Genomic DNA, 20,470 nt, shown 5'->3' on the forward strand with positions numbered 1-20,470 from the left:
AAAAGCGCCTTTTTTTACGGCAGAAGCTTATTTCGTGACGTCTGCACCGAACCACTTCTCGGAGAGCGCCTTCAGGCTGCCGTCTTTTTGCATGTCAGCAATCGCGGAATCAATCGCTTTGACCAGGTCTTCGTTACCTTTACGAACGGCAACGCCTGATTCCTGACGAGAGAACGCATCACCCGCTACCGCCAGGGTATTGTTGGTTTTCTTCACCAGATCCAGCGCGGCCAGGCGGTCAACCAGAATGACGTCGGTACGACCTACGCGCAAATCCTGGTATTTCGTTGGGTCATCATCATAGGTGCGGATATCCACGCCCTGCACGTTCTGGCGCAGCCACTCTTCGTAGTTGGTACCCAGACCGACACCGACTTTCTTCCCTTTCAGGTCCGCGGCAGTTTTAATTCCACCTTCGTTGCCTTTCTTCACCAGCGCCTGAATACCGGACACGGTGTACGGCGTAGAGAAGTCATATTTCTTCTTACGCTCGTCAGAAATGGTCACCTGATTAATCACCACATCAATACGTTTGGAATCCAGCGACGCCAGCATACCGTCCCATTTGGTCGGTTTCAGTGACGCTTTAACGCCGAGGTGCTTCGCCAGCTCTTCAGCAAACTCCACTTCAAAACCGGTCAGCTTACCGTCATCGCCCTGGAAGCTGAACGGAGGATAGGTTCCTTCCAGCCCGACCAGCAGCGTACCGCGCTCTTTTACTTTATTCAGCAGGTTTTCTGCGGCGAACGTTTTCACGCTCATACCCGCAACCAGCGCAACGGCCATAACACCCATCAGCGCCTGACGACCCAGAAGTGCAAATTTCATAAATACCCCGATATAGTGGAATTTTTACGTAGTTTAGAGAAATCGCCTGCAACGTCAAAGGCGACTGCGCTACATCTTATTCTTTTTTAATATATATCAGAAGTTGTTCCGGCGTGGGCTTTCTGCTTTATGGCACCCGGCATTTGTACCTTGTATTGCGCATACTTGCGCAGCGCAATTCGGTAGTTGTTGGTGCTGGTCGCAGGCAGCCACGGCTCCAGATTTTCATCCAGATAACCGGTTTTCAGCAGATCGCGAGAAATATTGTTTACGGTCAGATGTTGCCCAAGGCGGCGCAGGCGAACGACATATTCGCGAACGGTGCCGTGGCTCATCTCCGTTTGTTCAAACAGGAACTGCTTGAAGCCGATAATATCGAAGAAGTCGCTTTGCTCTTTGCAGTGGAGATCCCCACAGAAACGGCAAAGCGCCACCCACTCTTTTTGCTCTTCGAGCCATGCTGCTTCGTCCATCAACGTGTCGAGACGCGAAATCGCAATCTTATTGACGATTTCGCCCCGGCGAACCAGCGTGATACGATCGAGTAACTTGTTACAGTGGGCGCAATGCGTCTGGCTGTGTTTAAAGTCTTTCAGGTAGCGGCTTAAAGGCCGTCTTTTAGATTGCTGCACCGTCATGATAACTCCTGGTTGTCAATACGTTGTGCGGCATTTTTAAGGTGAATCAATCACCTATAACTTACCCAGCTTGGTTCGTAAGCGTTTAATGGCCTGGCTGTGCAGCTGGCTCACCCGCGACTCTCCCACCTCCAGAACAGCGCCAATCTCTTTGAGGTTAAGCTCTTCCTGGTAATAAAGGGTCAATACCAGCTGTTCGCGTTCAGGCAGAGCTTCAATAGCCTCCATGACGCGCTGGCGTAAATTCCCTTCCATTAAATGGTGTAACGGGTTTTCATGCTGGTGCTCGTCCGTCACCAGCTCGATGCTATCGCCATGCTCTTCGCGCCACTCGTCATAAGAGAAGAGTTGGCTATTATTGGTATCGAGCAACATCTGACGATACTCTTCAACAGCAATGCCAAGACGTTCCGCCACTTCGGTTTCTGTTGCGTTACGTCCCAGTTCCTGTTCCAGCTGCCCCATCGCATGCGCCACTTCGCGCGCGTTGCGGCGAACACTGCGCGGCACCCAGTCGCGGCTGCGCAGCTCGTCCAGCATCGCACCACGAATACGCTGAACTGCGTAAGTCGTAAATGCCGTTCCTTGCAGAGCGTCGTATCGGTCAACTGCATTCAATAACCCGATACCGCCCGCCTGTAGCAGATCGTCGAGTTCCACGCTCGCCGGCAAGCGCACCTGGAGGCGCAATGCTTCGTGACGCACCAGCGGGACATAACGCTGCCACAGCGAGTGTTTATCCATTACACCTTCAGCGGTATAGAGTGAATTCACGATAAACAGCCCTGCGTTAGTTGAGTTATCGGCATGATTATCCGATTCTGCAGGGCGTTCAATTGGATGAAAAAGGGGGATAAAGTGAGGTTATTCTGAGGTTGCCCACAACAGGGGCAACTTTTCTGGCTAAATTAACAGTTGTAACAATGAAAGATCGTCGCCCAGTTTGACGCTATCTATATGTTGATGAAAGAGCTTTCCCGCTTCCTGATTATGCTGGCTAAGGGAGTGGAAGCTGTAAATAACATCAATAATATTATCTTGTTCAATTTTCCCCGCCACGATCGCCTGACCGGCAAGTAACGTTTTAAGGAAATAGAACTCCGCGACGATTAAATAAAGATTATTCAACATGCTGCGGCCATTGTTCTGCGGGAAGCCCTGCTCCCAGAGTTTGTATTTAAAAAAGTTCTTAAATAAATGGTCATTGGTCGCCAGGTAACTTCCCGCCACATCGCGCCAGACGGACTCGATGTTCTCCATGACCTTCTCTGCCGGCACGGCGTCACCCGCAGACTCAAATTGTTGATAAAGCTGGGTAAAATAACGGTTTAATACCGCACCGCCGCGGGCTGTCGCTTTCTTCGTGAAGTAGCTCTGGATGAGCGAAATTAACGCGAATTTCAGACTGTAGTTCTGATTAAATCCGCCTAATTCCGTTTTGATTTTACCGCCCACCAGCTCGTTAACCAGCGAGAAATAGACCGTTTCGAGCGTGCCGATATTCTCTTCGAGATTATCGAGCTTTTCAGCCACCATGAGGAATTTCACCACGGCGTAAACCTGTTCTTCAACGCTGACGCCCTCAACGCTGAAAATATTCTGGCAGAAGAGATTGATGACCTTTGCCTTCAAATCAATCATCGGCGCATTATTGACGTCCTGCTGGACGCTAATGGATTCCATCATCGACATAGACTCTCGATCGTTCAACAGAAGTCGGGTCACTTCCGGACACGAGAGGTTCAGCGATTTTTCGATTTCATTTTTATAGACCCGGTTTGTCCGCGGAAACGACGTACAGGTTGGGCTTAAGGCCTGGATGCCCATGGCGCTATGAACAGAACAGAGTTTTTCCGTATCCATAAACGGGCAGTTTTTACTTTCCGTATGGAAAATCACTTCACCCCAGTGGTCATAGTTTTTTTTGGTGACTTTTATCGCCGTTTTCGCCGTCTGACGAATAGCGGCATTTTTACTGTTCAGATAGCGATTAACGGAGGATTTATCAAACGCGATGGTCCAGCCCTGACAACAATGTTCACGGCATTCCCCACCGACACATGAAAAATCTGCGACCAGCTTTGGTTGAGTGACACTGATTTGTTTCACAGGCGGATTCTCAAATAGCAGAGATAAAAAAACCCCGCCGAAGCGGGGTTTCACGCGTAAAATTAACGCAGCAGAGACAGAACGGTCTGTGGAACCTGGTTTGCCTGAGACAGAACAGAAGTACCAGCCTGCTGCAGGATCTGCGCGCGGGACATGTTGGAAACTTCAGTTGCGTAGTCAGCGTCCTGGATACGGGACTGAGCAGCAGACAGGTTAGTTGAGGTATTGTTCAGGTTGTTGATTGCAGAAGTGAAACGGTTCTGCACAGCACCCAGACCAGAACGTGCTTTATCAACTTTAGCGATAGCTGCGTCGATGGTGCCCAGGTCGGTAGCGGTCATAGTTTTCAGGTCGATAGCAGCAACACCCAGAGTCGTGGTGTCAGCTTTTGCACCGCTCAGGTCCAGATCGATGGTGTCGCCGTCGTTCACGCCAACCTGAATTTTAACCACACCAGCAGTACCTGCAGTGCCGTCCAGCAGTTTGATGCCGTTGAAGTCAGTTTTGCCTGCAACACGGTTGATTTCATTCAGACGAGCGGTAACTTCATCCTGCAGAGAGGCCAGGTCAGAGGTGCTGTTGGTGCCGTTGCTTGCCTGAACAGCCAGTTCACGAACGCGCTGCAAGTTGTTGTTGATTTCGTTCAGAGAACCTTCAGCAGTCTGCGCCATGGAGATACCGTCGTTGGCGTTACGCGCAGCCTGGTTCATGCCTTTAATCTGAGCGGTCATGCGGTTTGCAATCGCCTGGCCAGCAGCATCGTCTTTCGCGCTGTTAATACGCAGACCGGAGGACAGACGCTCGATAGCAGTGCCCAGAGAAGACTGAGATTTGTTCAGGTTGTTCTGAGTGGTCAGGGACAACAGGTTAGTATTGATAACTGCCATAATTTTGTTTCCTTCAAAAATTGGGTTTTAGGTCCGGTGCCTAACACTCACAGCGTCTCTCACCGTCAACAAGGTTATCGACGGGTCCCCAAAAGACTTTAGAATCAATTTCGAAAAAATTGCAAAGAATTGATTTTTAATCATTTTATTTTTAAAAAATCAATTAAGGTCCATCAGAGCGTTATTATTTATGCTTTTTTAACGCGCAAAGAGATGACAAAAAAGGCACACACTTATTCGTGTTTTCAATGCACGGATAATGACCCTAAAGTGCAATCCTTTCATTTACCCCGCCAGGACGTGCCTATTCTTTGGATTATTTTTTTCTCACCATCGTAAACTTTTACGTTGAGAGGCCGATAAGAGTCCTGAACTACTTTCGTATTTTAAGGAAAATATGCATGGCTACTATCAGTAACCTCGGGATAGGTTCTGCAGGACTCGGGGATTTATATAATCAGTTGGATGCAGCAGAAAGAACCAAGCTGACGACGATTACTTCCCAGCAATCAACGTATAACGCACAGTTAAGCGCTTACGGCAAACTGCAGAGCGCCATGACATCGCTGCAGACTGCGACCGCTGCGCTGGGTAAAGCAACCACCTGGAACTCAACGTCCGTTAGCAGCACCAACACGGCCTTTACCGCCACGACAACGGCTGACGCGTCCGTGGGTTCCTTTGTTGTCAACGTCAACCAGGTTGCAAAGGCGCAGGCACTGACTACCGGCTCCTATGCAAACAACACGGATCTGCTGGGCGATACGACAGGTACGACGCGTAAAATCACCATCACCCAGCCGGGCACGAAAACGCCTTTAGAGGTCACCCTGGCGGATGGCGATACGTCTCTGGCCGGGATCGCGAGCGCCATTAATAAAGCGAACGGCAACGTCACCGCCAGCGTCATTAAAGCGAAAGACGGTGATTACCGCCTGATGCTGTCATCTAAAACCACCGGTACGGATGGTGAAATGACGATCAGCGTCACTGGCGACGATAAGCTGCAAAACGCAATTGGTTACAACTCCACCACAAAAACGGGCGCACTGACGGTTAACACCGGAGCTCAAAACGCAATTGTGGTAGTGAACAGCATTTCGATTGAGCGCCAGACGAATACCATTACCGATGCCCTGCCTGGCGTGACTTTCTCGCTGAAAGCAGAAAGCAAGGCAGATGAAACATTAGAGGTGACTCGCGCAACGGATGCTAACCAGAAGGCGATCACCGACTGGGTCACGGCGTATAACTCGCTGCAGTCCACCATTAACAGCCTGACGAAGTATGTTCCGGTTGATGCAGGCGCCGGCAGCCAGTCAGCCAGCAACGGGGCACTTGTTGGTGATGCAAACGTGCGCGGGATCCAGTCTCAGCTGCGCGGCCTGCTGACCGAAGTGCAGAGCGGCTCGGTACAGATCATGGCCCAGCTGGGAATTACCCAGGACCCGGTAAAAGGTTCTGACGGTACCGTCGGTAACCTGAAAGTCGATACCGATAAGCTGAAAAAAGCGCTGACCGAGAACCCGAACGCCGTACAGCAGTATTTTGTCGGTGACGGCAAGAAAACCGGTATGGCCACTCAGATGAACAACACGCTGACCACCATGCTCAGCACCAGTACCGGCAGCGCCGGGGTGATCCAGAACGCGAAAGACGGGATCAACAAAACGCTAAAAACTCTGGGTGAGCGTTACGATGCTATGGAAGCCACTATTGATGCCACCATGGCGCGTTACAAAACCCAGTTCACCAGTCTGGACGTATTAGTCACCAAAATGACCAATACAGCCAACTACCTGACCCAACAGTTCTCACAAAAATAGTCGTAGCCTTCAGGAGTGGATATGTATAAGACCTCTGGTGTTCAATCCTATCAGCAGATAGGAGTCGAAAGCGCAGTCATGAATGCCAGTCCACACCAGCTGATTGTCATGTTGTTCGACGGGGCGCATAGCGCCCTTGTTCGCGCGCGTTTGTTCATGGAAGCCGGACAAATTCGTGAGAAAGGCGAAGCGTTAACGAAAGCCATCAATATCATCGACAACGGTTTAAAAGCAGGACTGAACATGGAGGTTGAGAGCGAGTTGTCCGGTAATCTTGCCTCCTTGTACGAATATATGGTTCGACGTTTGTTGCTGGCGAATGTCAGTAACGACGTAGACGCAATTGTTGAAGTCGAGGGTTTATTAAACAACATTGCGGATGCGTGGAAGCAAATCGGCCCCAATGCGTCCTCTATTTCAGGATAATTTTGATGAATAATCCCAGCGCAGCGCTTAGCCATTGGCAGGCGTTACATGCTCAGAGCATTGCTATGCTAAATCTCGCACATTCTGGTCAATGGGATGCGCTTATCGAGCAGGAAATGCATTATGTTCAACTGGTGGAAAAGATATCTCAAACGCCCATCATGTCATGCCCTCCGGCTCAGGTTGAGCAAGCGCGTGCGCTGCTGGAAATGATCCTTGAAAACGAGAATGCGCTAAAGGCACTGCTGAAGGTCCGCATGGACGAACTGCGTAATCTGATTGATCAAACCGGCAAACAGCAATCCATCACGTCTACCTATGGAAAGCTGTCAGGGAATATTCTTTATCCAGAAAGTTTGACCCGCGACACACAACTATGATTTCTTCATCCATACTCCAGAAGTCTGCCAATGGCTTCTGGAGCAAGGATGATGAAAAACCCCACCCTGTTACAATGTTTTCACTGGTACTACCCTGCTGGCGGTGAATTGTGGCGAGAGGTCACGGCGTTAGCTACCAATCTTAACGAAATCGGCATCAACATGATCTGGCTGCCGCCCGCCTGTAAAGGGGCATCCGGCGGGTATTCTGTCGGCTATGACACCTATGACCTGTTCGATCTTGGCGAGTTTGACCAGAAAGGCAGTATCGCCACGAAATACGGCGACAAGGCGCAGCTGCTGGAGGCTATTGATGCCCTTAAAAGCAACGACATTGCCGTGCTGCTGGACGTGGTGGTCAACCACAAAATGGGCGCCGATGAAAAAGAGCCCGTGCGCGTTCAGCGCGTGAACGAACAGGACCGCACGCAAATCGATGACGAGGTAATTGAATGCGAAGCCTGGACTCGCTACACCTTCCCAGCCCGGGCCGGGCAGTACTCACAGTTTATCTGGGACTACAAATGCTTCAGCGGCGTCGACCATATTGAAAACCCCGATGAAGATGGCATCTTTAAAATCGTCAACGACTACACCGGCGAAGGCTGGAACGATCAGGTTGATGATGAGATGGGCAACTTCGATTACCTGATGGGCGAAAATATCGACTTTCGCAATCACGCCGTGACCGAGGAGATCAAATACTGGGCCCGCTGGGTCATGGAACAGACGCGCTGCGACGGTTTTCGTCTGGACGCCGTCAAGCATATTCCCGCCTGGTTTTACAAAGAGTGGATTGAGCACGTCCAGGAAGTCGCCGACCAGCCGCTGTTTATCGTGGCGGAATACTGGTCCCATGAGGTGGATAAACTTCAGGCCTATATCGACCAGGTCGAAGGCAAAACCATGCTGTTTGATGCCCCTCTGCAGATGAAATTCCACGAGGCGTCACGTCAGGGCCGGGATTACGACATGAGCCAAATCTTCACCGGTACCCTGGTGGAAGCCGATCCGTTTCATGCGGTCACCCTCGTCGCGAACCACGACACCCAGCCTTTGCAGGCGCTGGAAGCACCGGTCGAAGCCTGGTTTAAACCGCTGGCGTACGCGCTGATCCTGCTGCGGGAAAATGGCGTGCCGAGCGTCTTTTATCCGGATCTCTTCGGCGCCAGCTATGACGACGCGGGAGGCGACGGTGAAACGTACCATATTGATATGCCGGTCATTGAGCAGCTTCACGAGCTGATCCTCGCGCGCCAGCGTTTTGCCCACGGCGTGCAAACGCTGTTTTTCGACCATCCTAACTGCATCGCTTTCAGCCGCAGCGGCACCGATGACGATCCCGGCTGCGTGGTGGTGATGTCGAACGGGGACGACGGCGAGAAGGTGATTTGTCTTGGGGAAAACTACGGCAACAAAACGTGGAGGGATTTTCTCGGCAATCGCGAAGAAACCATCACCACGGCGGCGGATGGCGAAGGGACGTTTACCTGTAATGGGGGAAGCGTCAGCGTTTGGGTGATAGAGGATGCGCTGTAGAACGGGAAACGTGCGGCCTGATGCCCTCACCCCGTCCCTCTCCCACAGGGAGAGGGCGCTAACACCAAAAACGGCAACGAGGTTGCCGTTTTGCGTTTACCCTTAGGGTAGTTTACTCTCTAGCGGATTCTTGCTCAGGTAATCAGCACACTCAACCGTTGGACGATCGACCTTCTGCAGCTCCAGCCCGTCATACTCAAGCGTCGAGCCATCGCGCTCCAGCGGATAGATATCCAGCTTGCGCGTCACGTTGTAATAACTGTCTGAACGCAGCATGATTTTACCCGGCACGGCAATCACGCGCTGCCACTGACGGCAGTCCAGCGTATCGCCCTCTTCCGTCACCACCAGCGTGGCAATCGCCTTCGGGCTGACCATGTTGCTCTGCGGCCCTTTCGACTGCCAGTATCCCGCCAGATGCGCCGGGACAGGATGCTTGATCACGTCGTTATAGTTATCGACCTGAACGCACCCGGTCAGTGCCAGCAGCGCGCCAGCAATTGCTATTTTTTTCATCATCTTTCCTGCATTCGAAGAAAAAAATATTGTGGCATTAAAGCGCTGCGGCTGCCAGCGAAGATCGAGAGGTCTTAAACCTGCATCCCCATCACTTCCTGATACGCAGACACCAGTTTGTTACGCACCTGGATCCCCATCTGCAGGGAAACCGAGGCTTTTTGCAAATCGGTCATCACATCATTCAGCGCCACGCCCGGCTCACCGAGGGTGAACTTTTCTGCCTGAGTGCGTGCTGCGGTCTGGGTATCACTGATACGGTCAAGAGCGGCATGCAGTTGCCCCGCGAAGCTGATGCTCGGCTGCTGATCTGCCACATTCTGATTACGGGCCGTCATCGCCGTTGCCTGCAACTGACTGATTACCCCTTCAATGCCCTGTATAGCCATGACTCTCCCCTGGATGGTTTTTTACGCGGTCAAGACTAACAGCTTGTCAATAAGATAATGGCGGTAAATAGCATGAAAAAACCAGGTTATTTGACGCATAGAAAATCACGAATCATCAAATAATGGCAGGGCCATCAATATGGAACTTTTGTCGTGTTTGCCGACCCGGGAGTCAGTTTTGTTTCTCTACACGAATAACGTAAACCACCAGGATTTAAGAGGTGCGCAATGAGTGCAACAGCATCGACAGCGCCGCAGAATAAATCACTCGAGTGGATGAACCGCCTTCGCGCGAATCCTAAAATCCCGTTGATCGTGGCAGGCGCTGCCGCAATTGCGATCCTTGTAGCGATGGTCCTGTGGGCGAAAAGCCCTGATTACCGGACGCTCTACAGCAATCTTTCCGATCAGGATGGCGGTGCCATCGTCACCCAGCTGACCCAGATGAACATCCCTTATCGCTTTGCCGATAATGGCGGTGCGCTGGAGGTCCCGGCTGATAAGGTGCACGAACTGCGTCTGCGTCTGGCTCAGCAGGGGCTGCCGAAGGGCGGTGCCGTTGGCTTTGAGCTGCTGGATCAGGAAAAATTCGGTATCAGCCAGTTCAGCGAGCAGGTGAACTACCAGCGTGCGCTGGAAGGTGAACTGGCCCGCACCATTGAAACATTAGGCCCGGTGAAGAGTGCCCGCGTGCACCTGGCGATGCCTAAACCTTCTTTATTTGTCCGCGAACAGAAATCACCTTCAGCTTCCGTTACCGTGAACCTTGAACCCGGCCGCGCGCTGGACGAAGGGCAAATCAGCGCGGTGACGCATCTCGTCTCCAGCGCCGTCGCCGGCCTGCCGCCGGGTAACGTAACGCTGGTCGACCAAAGCGGTCACCTGCTGACGCAGTCCAATACCGCCGGTCGCGATCTGAATGATGCGCAGCTGAAGTATGCCGCCGATGTCGAAAGCCGACTCCAGCGCCGTATTGAAGCCATCCTCGGCCCGGTGGTGGGTAACAGCAACGTGCACGCGCAGGTAACCGCACAGATCGACTTCGCGAACAAAGAACAAACTGAAGAGCAGTACAGCCCGAACGGCGATGCGGCTCAGGCGGTGATGCGTTCACGCCAGATCAATTCGAACGAGCAGGTCGGCGGTGCCTACCCGGGCGGCGTGCCGGGCGCGCTGTCTAACCAGCCTGCCCCGGCTAACGCGGCACCGATTTCTACGCCGCCGGCCAATCAGCAGAACGGTCAGCAAAATAATCAGCAGACCACCTCAACGACCAATAACGCCGGTCCGCGCACCAGCAGCCGTAACGAAACCACGAACTACGAAGTGGATCGGACGATTCGCCACACTAAACTGAACGTGGGCGATATTCAGCGTCTTTCCGTTGCGGTAGTGGTGAACTACAAAACGCTGGCGGACGGCAAACCGCTGCCGTTGACTGCCGAGCAGATGAAGCAGATTGAAAACCTGACCCGTGAAGCGATGGGTTACTCCGAGAAGCGCGGCGATACCCTCAACGTGGTGAACTCACCGTTCAACTCGGTTGATGAGACCGGCGGTGAACTGCCGTTCTGGCAACAGCAGGCGTTTATCGACCAGCTGATGTCCGCAGGTCGCTGGCTGCTGGTGCTGATTGTCGCGTGGCTGCTGTGGCGTAAGGGCGTTCGTCCGCAGCTCCAGCGCCGTGCTGAAGCCGAGAAAGCGGCTCGCGAACAGATGAACACGCGTCAGGAAACGGAAGAAGCGGTTGAAGTGCGCCTCAGCAAAGATGAACAGATACAGCAGCGTCGTGCTAACCAGCGCATGGGCGCTGAGGTCATGAGTCAGCGCATTCGCGAAATGTCAGATAACGATCCGCGCGTCGTGGCGCTGGTCATCCGCCAGTGGATGGGTAACGAACATGAGTAATACGCTTACGGGCACCGATAAAAGCGTCATCCTGCTGATGACCATTGGCGAAGATCGTGCGGCAGAGGTGTTTAAACACCTCTCCCAGCGAGAAGTGCAAATTCTCAGTGCGGCCATGGCCAACGTGCGTCAGATCTCCAACAAGCAGCTGACCGAAGTGCTGGCAGAGTTTGAACAGGAAGCGGAACAGTTTGCCGCGCTCAACATCAACGCCAACGACTACCTCCGCTCCGTGCTGGTCAAGGCTCTGGGCGAAGAGCGTGCCTCCAGCCTGCTGGAAGACATTCTGGAAACGCGCGATACCGCCAGCGGTATCGAAACGCTCAACTTTATGGAGCCGCAGAGTGCCGCCGACCTTATCCGCGACGAGCACCCGCAGATTATCGCCACCATCCTTGTCCACCTCAAACGTGGTCAGGCGGCCGATATTCTGGCGCTGTTCGAAGAGCGCCTGCGTCACGATGTGATGCTGCGTATCGCGACCTTCGGCGGCGTCCAGCCGGCCGCGCTGGCGGAGCTGACCGAAGTGCTGAACAATCTGCTCGACGGTCAGAACCTCAAGCGCAGCAAAATGGGCGGCGTGAGAACGGCGGCGGAAATCATCAACCTGATGAAAACGCAGCAGGAAGAGGCCGTCATTACGGCGGTTCGCGAATTCGACGGCGAGCTGGCACAGAAAATCATCGACGAGATGTTCCTGTTCGAAAACCTCGTGGAAGTGGACGACCGCAGCATCCAGCGCCTGCTCCAGGAAGTGGACTCCGAGTCGCTGCTTATCGCCCTCAAAGGCGCCGAGCAGCCGCTGCGCGAGAAGTTCCTGCGCAACATGTCTCAGCGTGCGGCCGATATCCTGCGCGACGACCTTGCCAACCGCGGCCCGGTTCGTCTGTCTCAGGTGGAAAACGAACAGAAAGCCATTCTGCTTATTGTTCGTCGTCTGGCGGAAACCGGCGAGATGGTGATTGGCAGCGGAGACGACACCTATGTCTAATGAGCTGCCCTGGAAGCGCTGGACGCCGGACGATCTGGCGCCTCCCCTCTCCGAGTTCACGCCGGCCGTCATCGCAACCGAAGAGCTTGACCCGGACGTCGAGCAGCCCGAGCTGACCGAAGAGGAGCAGCAGGCCCAGATGCTGGCGCAGCTGCAAATGCAGGCGCACGAGCAGGGCTATAACGCCGGTCTGAACGAAGGCCGCCAGAAAGGCCACGAGCAGGGGTATCAGGAAGGTCTGGCGAAAGGGTTAGAGCACGGTATCGATCAGGCGCGCCAGCAGCAGGCGCCGATCCATGCCCGCATGCAGCAGCTGGTCAGCGAGTTCCAGCACACCCTGGACGCGCTGGACAGCGTGATTGCCTCGCGACTGATGCAGATGGCGCTGGAAGCCGCGCGTCAGGTCATCGGCCAGACGCCCGTGGTGGATAACACCGCGCTGATCAAACAAATTCAGGGTCTGCTTCAGCAGGAGCCGCTGTTCAGCGGGAAACCTCAGCTGCGCGTCCATCCGGACGACCTGCAGCGCGTTGAAGAGAGCCTGGGCGCGACGCTTAACCTGCACGGCTGGCGTCTGCGCGGCGACCCGTCGCTACATCACGGCGGCTGCAAAGTCTCTGCCGATGAAGGCGATCTGGATGCCAGCGTCGCCACCCGCTGGCAGGAACTGTGCCGCCTGGCGGCACCGGGAGTCGTCTGATGACCGCGCGCCTCACCCGCTGGCTCACCACGCTCGATAACTTTGAGACGAAGATGGCGCAACTGCCATCCGTTCGTCGTTATGGGCGACTGACGCGCGCCACCGGTCTGGTTCTCGAAGCCACCGGCCTGCAGCTTCCGCTGGGCGCGACCTGCGTCATTGAGCGTCAGGATGGACTGGAAACGCGTGAAGTTGAAAGCGAAGTGGTCGGATTTAACGGCCAGCGCCTGTTCCTGATGCCGCTTGAAGAGGTGGAAGGCATTCTGCCCGGCGCGCGCGTGTATGCCAAAAACATTTCTGGCGATGGGCTGCAAAGCGGGAAACAGCTGCCGCTCGGTCCTGCCCTGCTGGGCCGCGTGCTGGACGGCAGCGGGAAACCGCTCGACGGACTGCCCTCCCCGGACACCACCGAAACCGGCGCGCTGATCACCCAACCGTTCAACCCCCTGCAGCGTACCCCTATCGAGCATGTGCTGGATACCGGCGTGCGCCCGATTAACGCCCTGCTGACCGTGGGACGTGGACAACGTATGGGCCTGTTCGCCGGCTCAGGCGTAGGTAAATCCGTCCTGCTCGGCATGATGGCGCGCTATACCCAGGCCGACGTGATCGTCGTGGGGCTGATCGGCGAACGTGGTCGTGAAGTAAAAGACTTTATTGAAAACATTCTGGGTGCGGAAGGCCGCGCCCGCTCGGTGGTGATCGCCGCACCGGCAGACGTGTCGCCGCTGCTGCGCATGCAGGGTGCCGCATATGCCACCCGTATCGCCGAAGATTTTCGTGACCGCGGCAAGCATGTGCTGCTGATCATGGATTCCCTGACCCGTTACGCGATGGCGCAGCGTGAAATCGCCTTGGCCATCGGTGAGCCACCGGCGACCAAAGGCTACCCGCCTTCGGTATTCGCCAAACTCCCTGCGCTGGTGGAACGCGCGGGGAACGGCATCAGCGGCGGCGGCTCCATCACCGCGTTCTATACGGTACTGACGGAAGGCGATGACCAGCAGGACCCGATTGCCGACTCCGCGCGCGCGATCCTTGACGGTCATATTGTGCTGTCGCGCCGTCTGGCCGAAGCCGGGCACTACCCGGCCATCGATATTGAAGCCTCTATCAGCCGCGCAATGACGGCGCTGATAACCGAGAAGCACTACGCCCGCGTGCGTAACTTCAAACAACTGCTTTCCAGCTTCCAGCGCAACCGCGATCTGGTCAGCGTGGGGGCGTATGCCAAAGGCAGCGACCCGATGCTCGACAAGGCGATTAACCTGTGGCCGCAGCTGGAGGCATTTTTGCAACAAGGCATTTTTGAACGCGCCGACTGGGAAGATTCAATTCAGGCACTGGAGCTGATTTTCCCGCAGGTGTAACACAGGTGGAGGGCGAAGGTCATGGCGCAAAACAGCGCGTTATCAACGCTGAAAGATCTGGCTGAAAAAGAAGTTGATGATGCCGCATTGCAGCTAGGCGCAATGCGACGCGGGTGCCAGCAGGCTGAAGAACAGTTGAAGATGTTGATCGACTATCAGCATGAATATCGCACCAACCTCAATACCGACATGACACAGGGCATTGGCAGCCAGCGCTGGATTAACTATCAGCAGTTTATCCAGACGCTGGAGAAGGCGATAGATCAGCATCGCCAGCAGCTTAACCAGTGGACCCAGAAAGTCGATACCGCGCTGAATTTCTGGCGCGAGAAGAAGCAGCGACTGCAGGCCTGGCAGACTTTACAGGACAGACAGATCGCGGCAACGACCCTGGCGGAAAACCGTCTGGATCAGAAGAAAATGGATGAGTTTGCCCAGCGCGCATCAATGAGGAAACCGGAATGATCACACTGCAACAACTGCTGATGAGCGACAGCGACCTGTCAGGCGGCACGCAAACGGGGAAAGGCACCGACGGTGCACAGGACTTTCTCTCTCTGCTGGCGGGCGCCCTCTCGGACGCAACGGGCAAGGGCAAAGATGCGCCGCTGACCCTGGCTGATCTGAAAGCCGCCGGCAGTAAGCTGTCAAAAGTGGCTCAGGACGCCAAAGGGGATACCACCCTGCAGGCCAAAATTGCCGACCTGCTCTCGCGCCAGACCGCGCTGAACGGCGATGAAACGTCGCCCGTCACGTCGCTTGATACGCTGGTTTCCGGGCTGGTGCCGCTGTCTAAGGGCGACGCGCTGAAGACGCTCAATGCGGCGAACAGCAAAGATGATGGTAAAAGCGAGCTGAGCGAAGAAGAGCTGGCCGGATTAAGCGCCCTGATGGCGATGCTGCCGCACCAGCAGCAAACTACCGCCTCTCGCGCGGCAGGCAGCGAGGGCGTTTCCGCCACCTCAACGCTGAATTCCGCGACGCTTTCAAACGGCGCGGGCCAACCGTCCCTGAACGCGTCTGCGGGAAGCCACGATAAAGCGCAGAGTGCTACGCCTTATCAGATCCAGGTGAAAAATAACGAGCCGGCCCTGCAGGGCAACACGCCTGCTACACCGGCCGTGGCCGCGGCGGCAGAGAAGCAGGAACTCGCCAGTTCGTCTTCTTCATCATCACCAACGGCCACCCTGGCACCGATTATGTCCAGCCATGCGACCAGTCAGACGGCCGCCACCGTCGCCCCCGCGCCGGTGTTAAGCCAGCCTCTGGGGACTCACGAATGGCAGCAGTCCCTGAGCCAGCACATCACCCTGTTCACTAAGCAGGGCCAGCAGACGGCAGAGCTGCGCCTGCACCCGGAAGATCTGGGTCAGGTGCAAATTTCGCTTAAGCTTGATGATAACCAGGCCCAGCTGCAGATGGTCTCTGCGCACAGCCATGTTCGTGCAGCACTGGAAGCCGCGCTGCCGGTACTGCGGACCTCACTGGCGGAAAACGGCATTCAGCTTGCGCAGAGCAGCGTCAGCAGCGAGAGCTTCGCCGGGCAGCAGCAGTCTTCATCCCAGCAGCAGCACCAGGCTTCGCGTTCCGGCAACACCGGCGGTTTTAATGAAGAGAGCGATGAGTTACTCCCTGTTCCTGCCGCCCTGCAGTCCGCAGCGCGCGGTAACAGTGCCGTAGACATCTTCGCCTAAACGCCAGAGGTAGCGTGATTATCCCCGTCTTTTCCACGCTTTGACGACAGCAGGACACGGGATAATCACCTTATTAAGCTGTACCGAAACAGGAAGCTCGTATCAGATGACTGACTCCGCTATCACCAAAAAAAGTAAGCGTTCCATCTGGATCCCGCTGCTGGTGTTGATCACGCTCGCCGCCTGCGCTACCGCGGGCTATAGTTACTGGCGTATGCAGCAGGAACCGACCACCGCTGCAGCCAAAGCTGAAGCACCGCCTCCGCCGGCTCCAGTGTTCTTCCCGCTGGATACCTTCACCGTCAACCTGGGTGATGCGGATCGCGTGCTCTATGTTGGCATTACGCTGCGCCTGAAAGATGAAGCCACCCGTTCACGTCTGAACGATTACCTTCCTGAAGTGCGTAGCCGCCTTCTGCTGCTGTTCTCTCGTCAGGACGCTTCGGCGCTGGCTACCGATGTGGGTAAGCAAAAGCTGGTCGACGCCATTAAACAAACGCTGGCGACCCCGCTGGTAAACGGCCAACCTAAGCAGGAAGTCACTGACGTTCTGTATACAGCATTCATTCTGCGGTAACGACATGGGCGACAGTATTCTTTCTCAGGCAGAAATCGATGCGCTGCTCAACGGCGACAGCGATAACAATGATGATCCTAAACCGGGTATCGGCGGCGATAGCGATATTCGTCCCTATGACCCGAATACCCAGCGTCGCGTGGTACGTGAACGTCTGCAGGCGCTGGAGATCATTAACGAACGTTTTGCACGTCAGTTCCGTATGGGGCTGTTTAACCTGCTGCGTCGTAGCCCGGATATCACGGTCGGTGCGATCCGCATTCAGCCGTATCACGAGTTTGCCCGCAACCTGCCGGTGCCAACCAACCTTAACCTGATTCATCTGAAGCCGCTGCGGGGCACCGGTCTGGTGGTGTTTTCGCCAAGCCTGGTGTTCATCGCGGTGGATAACCTGTTCGGCGGCGACGGGCGTTTCCCGACCAAAGTAGAAGGTCGTGAATTCACCCATACCGAACAGCGCGTCATTAACCGCATGCTGAAGCTGGCGCTGGAATCTTACAGCGACGCGTGGAAAGCGATTAACCCGCTGGAAGTGGAGTACGTCCGTTCTGAGATGCAGGTGAAATTTACCAATATCACCACCTCCCCGAACGATATCGTCGTTAACACGCCATTCCACGTGGAGATCGGTAACCTGACCGGCGAGTTCAACATCTGCCTGCCGTTCAGCATGATCGAACCGCTGCGCGAGCTGCTGGTGAACCCGCCGCTGGAGAACTCCCGCAACGAAGATCAGAACTGGCGTGAAAACCTGGTCCGCCAGGTCCAGCATTCGCAGCTTGAGCTGGTGGCGAGCTTCGCCGATATCCCGCTGCGGTTATCTCAGATCCTGAAATTACAACCCGGTGATGTTTTGCCGATAGAAAAACCCGACCGCATTATTGCCCATGTGGATGGTGTCCCCGTGCTGACAAGCCAGTACGGCACGATTAACGGTCAGTATGCGTTACGCGTTGAGCACTTGATCAACCCGATTTTGAATTCGCTGAATGAGGAACAGCCCAAATGAGTGACATGAACAATCCGTCCGATGAGAACAGCGGAGCACTGGACGATCTGTGGGCTGACGCGTTAAACGAGCAAAAAGCACCCCCGGCCAAAAGTGCAGCGGATGCCGTATTCCAGCAGCTCGGCGGCGGTGACGTCAGCGGCACGCTGCAGGACATCGACCTGATTATGGATATCCCGGTTAAGCTGACCGTTGAGCTGGGACGCACCCGCATGACCATTAAAGAGCTGCTGCGCCTGACGCAGGGTTCCGTGGTGGCCCTTGACGGTCTGGCCGGCGAGCCGCTGGATATTCTGATCAACGGTTATCTGATTGCCCAGGGTGAAGTGGTGGTGGTTGCCGATAAATACGGCGTACGCATCACCGACATCATTACCCCGTCTGAACGTATGCGTCGTCTGAGCCGTTAAGCATGAAAACCCAGGCAACAATATCACAGCCTTCTGCCGTTCCCGGCTCGCCTCTGCTCCAGGTGAGCGGGGCATTGTTCGGTATTATTGCCTTTATTCTTATCGCCGCCTGGCTGGCGAAGCGCTTTGGCCTGGCGGGTAAAACCGCCGGTGCCCGCGGCCTGAAGGTCAGCGCCAGCACCACGCTGGGTCCACGCGAGCGCGTGGTCATCGTCGAGGTAGACGATGCGCGTCTGGTCCTGGGCGTCACGGCCTCAAACATCAGCGTATTACATAAGCTGCCGCCCGCCCCTGTTGTGGTGGACGAGCGCGCAGACGCCCCTGCGGATTTTCAGTCCGTCATGAAGAGTTTGCTTAAGCGTTCCGGGAGATCCTGATGCGCCGTTTGTTATCCCTGACGCTTGCGGGCGTTGGCCTGTTTGCTCCCGCGGTCTATGCACAGCTGCCCGGTCTGGTCTCCACCCCTCTCGCGGGCGGCGGACAAAGCTGGTCGCTTCCGGTGCAGACGCTGGTGTTCATCACCTCGCTGACGTTTATTCCGGCCATCCTGCTGATGATGACCAGCTTCACCCGCATCATCATCGTCTTTGGTCTGCTGCGAAACGCGCTGGGAACCCCTTCCGCGCCGCCAAACCAGGTTCTGCTGGGGCTGGCGCTTTTTTTGACCTTTTTCATTATGTCGCCGGTGATCGACAAGATTTATACCGACGCCTACCAGCCGTTCAGCGAAGACAAAATCTCCATGCAGGAGGCGCTGGATAAAGGCGCTCAGCCGCTGCGGGAATTTATGCTGCGCCAGACGCGCGAAGCCGACCTGGCCCTCTTTGCCCGCCTGTCCAACACCGGCGAGATGCAGGGACCGGAAGCGGTGCCAATGCGTATTCTTCTGCCTGCCTATGTCACAAGCGAGCTGAAAACCGCGTTCCAGATTGGCTTTACCATCTTTATTCCGTTCCTGATTATCGACCTGGTGATCGCCAGCGTCCTGATGGCGCTCGGGATGATGATGGTGCCGCCCGCGACCATTGCCCTGCCCTTTAAGATCATGCTCTTTGTACTGGTCGACGGCTGGCAGCTGCTGGTCAGTTCGCTGGCGCAGAGTTTCTACAGTTAAGGAACGGCAATGACACCCGAATCGGTCATGATGATGGGCACGGAAGCGATGAAAATCGCGATTGCCGTTGCCGCGCCGCTGCTGCTTGTCGCGCTGGTTACCGGTCTGATTATCAGTATCCTGCAGGCCGCCACGCAGATTAACGAAATGACGCTGTCGTTCATCCCGAAAATCATTGCCGTGTTCGTGGCGATTATCGTGGCCGGGCCGTGGATGCTGAATCTGTTGCTGGACTATATGCGCAACCTGTTTATCAATCTGCCGTACATCATCGGCTGACCTGACGATGCTGCACTTCACCAGCGACCAGTGGGTTCAGTGGCTCGGCGTCTATTTCTGGCCGATGCTGCGCATCATGGCGCTGATATCCACCGCCCCGATTCTCAGTGAGAAATCGATACCCAAGCGCGTCAAGGTGGGGCTGGGCATCATCATCTCCATTATCGTCGCGCCCTCTCTTCCCCCCGTGGATATTCCGATCTTCTCGGCGAACGCGGTGTGGGTGGCCCTGCAGCAGGTGATGATTGGCGTCGCCGTCGGCTTTACCATGCAGCTCGCCTTTGCCGCGGTGCGTACCGCAGGGGAACTGATCGGCCTGCAGATGGGGCTATCGTTCGCCACGTTTGTTGACCCTGGCAGTCATCTCAACATGCCCGTGCTGGCGCGTATTATCGATCTGCTCGCCATGCTGCTGTTCCTGTCGTTCAACGGCCATCTCTGGCTTATCTCCATGCTGGTGGATACGTTCCATACGCTGCCGATTGGCGAAAATCCGGTGAACAGCAACGCTTTCCTCGCGCTAACCCGCGCTGCGGGGCTGATTTTCCTCAACGGGCTGATGCTGGCGCTGCCGATCATCACCCTGCTGCTGACCGTCAACCTGGCGTTAGGTTTACTCAACCGAATGGCGCCGCAGCTTTCGGTGTTTGTCATTGGTTTTCCGCTGACGCTGACGGTTGGGATTTTATTAATGTCATTACTGATGCCACTTATCGCTCCCTTCTGTGAACATTTATTCGGCGAGATATTCAACCTGTTAGCGGATATTGTCAGCGAGCTGCCACGTAAATAATAGCCCTCACTGTTGCTATTGTCTTTCTGAGGATATTCCTAAAATAAAACGCGTAAAACATCTTCCAGGATATATCTGACGCGGTTT

At 55.2% G+C, this 20,470-nt stretch carries 23 protein-coding genes and 1 pseudogene; 17 read left to right on the forward strand and 7 right to left on the reverse strand.

The window, feature by feature from the left end:
* Positions 1-27: 27 nt before the first annotated feature.
* From tcyJ to UR289_RS07435, 5 genes are all read right to left on the reverse strand, one after another.
* Entirely contained in the window at positions 28-828 is an 801-nt protein-coding gene (gene tcyJ, locus UR289_RS07415; RefSeq protein WP_033145894.1) for a cystine ABC transporter substrate-binding protein, read from the reverse strand.
* A gap of 86 nt (positions 829-914) precedes the next feature.
* The gene (fliZ, locus tag UR289_RS07420) at positions 915-1,466 is read right to left on the reverse strand and encodes a flagella biosynthesis regulatory protein FliZ (RefSeq protein WP_008500339.1); all 552 of its coding nucleotides are present in this window, start codon (positions 1,464-1,466) and stop codon (positions 915-917) included.
* A 54-nt stretch (positions 1,467-1,520) separates the two neighbouring features.
* Complete coding sequence (locus UR289_RS07425; RefSeq protein ID WP_039263779.1) at positions 1,521-2,240, reverse strand: RNA polymerase sigma factor FliA; 720 nt, start codon at positions 2,238-2,240, stop codon at positions 1,521-1,523.
* Between the two features lie 129 nt (positions 2,241-2,369).
* The gene (fliB, locus tag UR289_RS07430) at positions 2,370-3,575 is read right to left on the reverse strand and encodes a flagellin lysine-N-methylase (protein WP_320709597.1); all 1,206 of its coding nucleotides are present in this window, start codon (positions 3,573-3,575) and stop codon (positions 2,370-2,372) included.
* A gap of 62 nt (positions 3,576-3,637) precedes the next feature.
* The gene (locus UR289_RS07435) at positions 3,638-4,462 is read right to left on the reverse strand and encodes a flagellin (RefSeq protein ID WP_033145896.1); all 825 of its coding nucleotides are present in this window, start codon (positions 4,460-4,462) and stop codon (positions 3,638-3,640) included.
* Between the two features lie 401 nt (positions 4,463-4,863).
* On the opposite strand from UR289_RS07435, the gene fliD reads away from it, so the two are divergent.
* From fliD to amyA, 4 genes are read left to right on the forward strand one after another with little or no spacing between them, the layout of a single operon-like run.
* Positions 4,864-6,288: a flagellar filament capping protein FliD gene (fliD, locus tag UR289_RS07440; protein ID WP_033145897.1), complete on the forward strand. Its 1,425-nt coding sequence runs from the start codon at positions 4,864-4,866 to the stop codon at positions 6,286-6,288.
* 21 nt (positions 6,289-6,309) lie between these two features.
* A complete protein-coding gene (fliS, locus tag UR289_RS07445) occupies positions 6,310-6,714 on the forward strand; it encodes a flagellar export chaperone FliS (protein ID WP_033145898.1) in 405 nt (134 codons plus the stop codon).
* Between the two features lie 5 nt (positions 6,715-6,719).
* Positions 6,720-7,094, forward strand: coding sequence for a flagella biosynthesis regulatory protein FliT (fliT, locus tag UR289_RS07450; RefSeq protein WP_033145899.1), 375 nt, complete (start codon positions 6,720-6,722; stop codon positions 7,092-7,094).
* A 51-nt stretch (positions 7,095-7,145) separates the two neighbouring features.
* On the forward strand, positions 7,146-8,633 hold the full coding sequence (amyA, locus tag UR289_RS07455) for an alpha-amylase (RefSeq protein ID WP_320709673.1): 1,488 nt from the start codon (positions 7,146-7,148) through the stop codon (positions 8,631-8,633).
* A 102-nt stretch (positions 8,634-8,735) separates the two neighbouring features.
* Here the strand turns inward: amyA and yedD are convergent, their stop codons facing one another.
* Positions 8,736-9,149, reverse strand: coding sequence for a lipoprotein YedD (gene yedD / locus UR289_RS07460; protein ID WP_023312299.1), 414 nt, complete (start codon positions 9,147-9,149; stop codon positions 8,736-8,738).
* Between the two features lie 74 nt (positions 9,150-9,223).
* On the reverse strand, positions 9,224-9,538 hold the full coding sequence (fliE, locus tag UR289_RS07465; protein WP_008500329.1) for a flagellar hook-basal body complex protein FliE: 315 nt from the start codon (positions 9,536-9,538) through the stop codon (positions 9,224-9,226).
* Between the two features lie 228 nt (positions 9,539-9,766).
* Between fliE and fliF the strand changes: the two genes are divergently transcribed.
* The 13 genes and pseudogenes from fliF to fliR form a co-directional block, all read left to right on the forward strand.
* Positions 9,767-11,446, forward strand: a complete 1,680-nt coding sequence (gene fliF, locus UR289_RS07470; protein WP_033145901.1) for a flagellar basal-body MS-ring/collar protein FliF — start codon at positions 9,767-9,769, stop codon at positions 11,444-11,446.
* Positions 11,439-12,437 carry a flagellar motor switch protein FliG gene (fliG, locus tag UR289_RS07475; RefSeq protein WP_023312301.1) on the forward strand — a complete coding sequence of 333 codons (999 nt, stop codon included), beginning with the start codon at positions 11,439-11,441 and terminating at the stop codon, positions 12,435-12,437. Before fliF ends, fliG begins: the two co-directional genes overlap by 8 nt.
* On the forward strand, positions 12,430-13,137 hold the full coding sequence (fliH, locus tag UR289_RS07480; RefSeq protein ID WP_023312302.1) for a flagellar assembly protein FliH: 708 nt from the start codon (positions 12,430-12,432) through the stop codon (positions 13,135-13,137). Before fliG ends, fliH begins: the two co-directional genes overlap by 8 nt.
* Positions 13,137-14,507, forward strand: a complete 1,371-nt coding sequence (fliI, locus tag UR289_RS07485) for a flagellar protein export ATPase FliI (RefSeq protein WP_214576525.1) — start codon at positions 13,137-13,139, stop codon at positions 14,505-14,507. The genes fliH and fliI overlap by 1 nt, the downstream gene beginning before the upstream one ends.
* Before the next feature lie 21 nt (positions 14,508-14,528).
* Positions 14,529-14,972 carry a flagellar export protein FliJ gene (fliJ, locus tag UR289_RS07490; protein ID WP_023312304.1) on the forward strand — a complete coding sequence of 148 codons (444 nt, stop codon included), beginning with the start codon at positions 14,529-14,531 and terminating at the stop codon, positions 14,970-14,972.
* Positions 14,969-16,201: a flagellar hook length control protein FliK gene (gene fliK / locus UR289_RS07495; protein WP_320709602.1), complete on the forward strand. Its 1,233-nt coding sequence runs from the start codon at positions 14,969-14,971 to the stop codon at positions 16,199-16,201. The genes fliJ and fliK overlap by 4 nt, the downstream gene beginning before the upstream one ends.
* Before the next feature lie 106 nt (positions 16,202-16,307).
* The gene (fliL, locus tag UR289_RS07500; protein WP_023312306.1) at positions 16,308-16,778 is read left to right on the forward strand and encodes a flagellar basal body-associated protein FliL; all 471 of its coding nucleotides are present in this window, start codon (positions 16,308-16,310) and stop codon (positions 16,776-16,778) included.
* A gap of 4 nt (positions 16,779-16,782) precedes the next feature.
* Positions 16,783-17,787 carry a flagellar motor switch protein FliM gene (gene fliM / locus UR289_RS07505; RefSeq protein ID WP_023336184.1) on the forward strand — a complete coding sequence of 335 codons (1,005 nt, stop codon included), beginning with the start codon at positions 16,783-16,785 and terminating at the stop codon, positions 17,785-17,787.
* Entirely contained in the window at positions 17,784-18,197 is a 414-nt protein-coding gene (gene fliN / locus UR289_RS07510) for a flagellar motor switch protein FliN (RefSeq protein WP_023312308.1), read from the forward strand. The genes fliM and fliN overlap by 4 nt, the downstream gene beginning before the upstream one ends.
* 2 nt (positions 18,198-18,199) lie before the next feature.
* Positions 18,200-18,574 carry a flagellar biosynthetic protein FliO gene (fliO, locus tag UR289_RS07515; protein WP_023312309.1) on the forward strand — a complete coding sequence of 125 codons (375 nt, stop codon included), beginning with the start codon at positions 18,200-18,202 and terminating at the stop codon, positions 18,572-18,574.
* Positions 18,574-19,311, forward strand: a complete 738-nt coding sequence (gene fliP / locus UR289_RS07520) for a flagellar type III secretion system pore protein FliP (protein WP_033145903.1) — start codon at positions 18,574-18,576, stop codon at positions 19,309-19,311. Before fliO ends, fliP begins: the two co-directional genes overlap by 1 nt.
* Before the next feature lie 9 nt (positions 19,312-19,320).
* Positions 19,321-19,590, forward strand: a complete 270-nt coding sequence (gene fliQ / locus UR289_RS07525; RefSeq protein ID WP_320709604.1) for a flagellar biosynthesis protein FliQ — start codon at positions 19,321-19,323, stop codon at positions 19,588-19,590.
* 7 nt (positions 19,591-19,597) lie between these two features.
* Positions 19,598-20,390, forward strand: a pseudogene (gene fliR / locus UR289_RS07530) (flagellar biosynthetic protein FliR); the annotation flags it as partial.
* Between the last annotated feature and the right edge of the window lie 80 nt (positions 20,391-20,470).

Source organism: Enterobacter sp. 302C9, assembly GCF_034106085.1.
Lineage (GTDB): Bacteria > Pseudomonadota > Gammaproteobacteria > Enterobacterales > Enterobacteriaceae > Enterobacter > Enterobacter asburiae_B.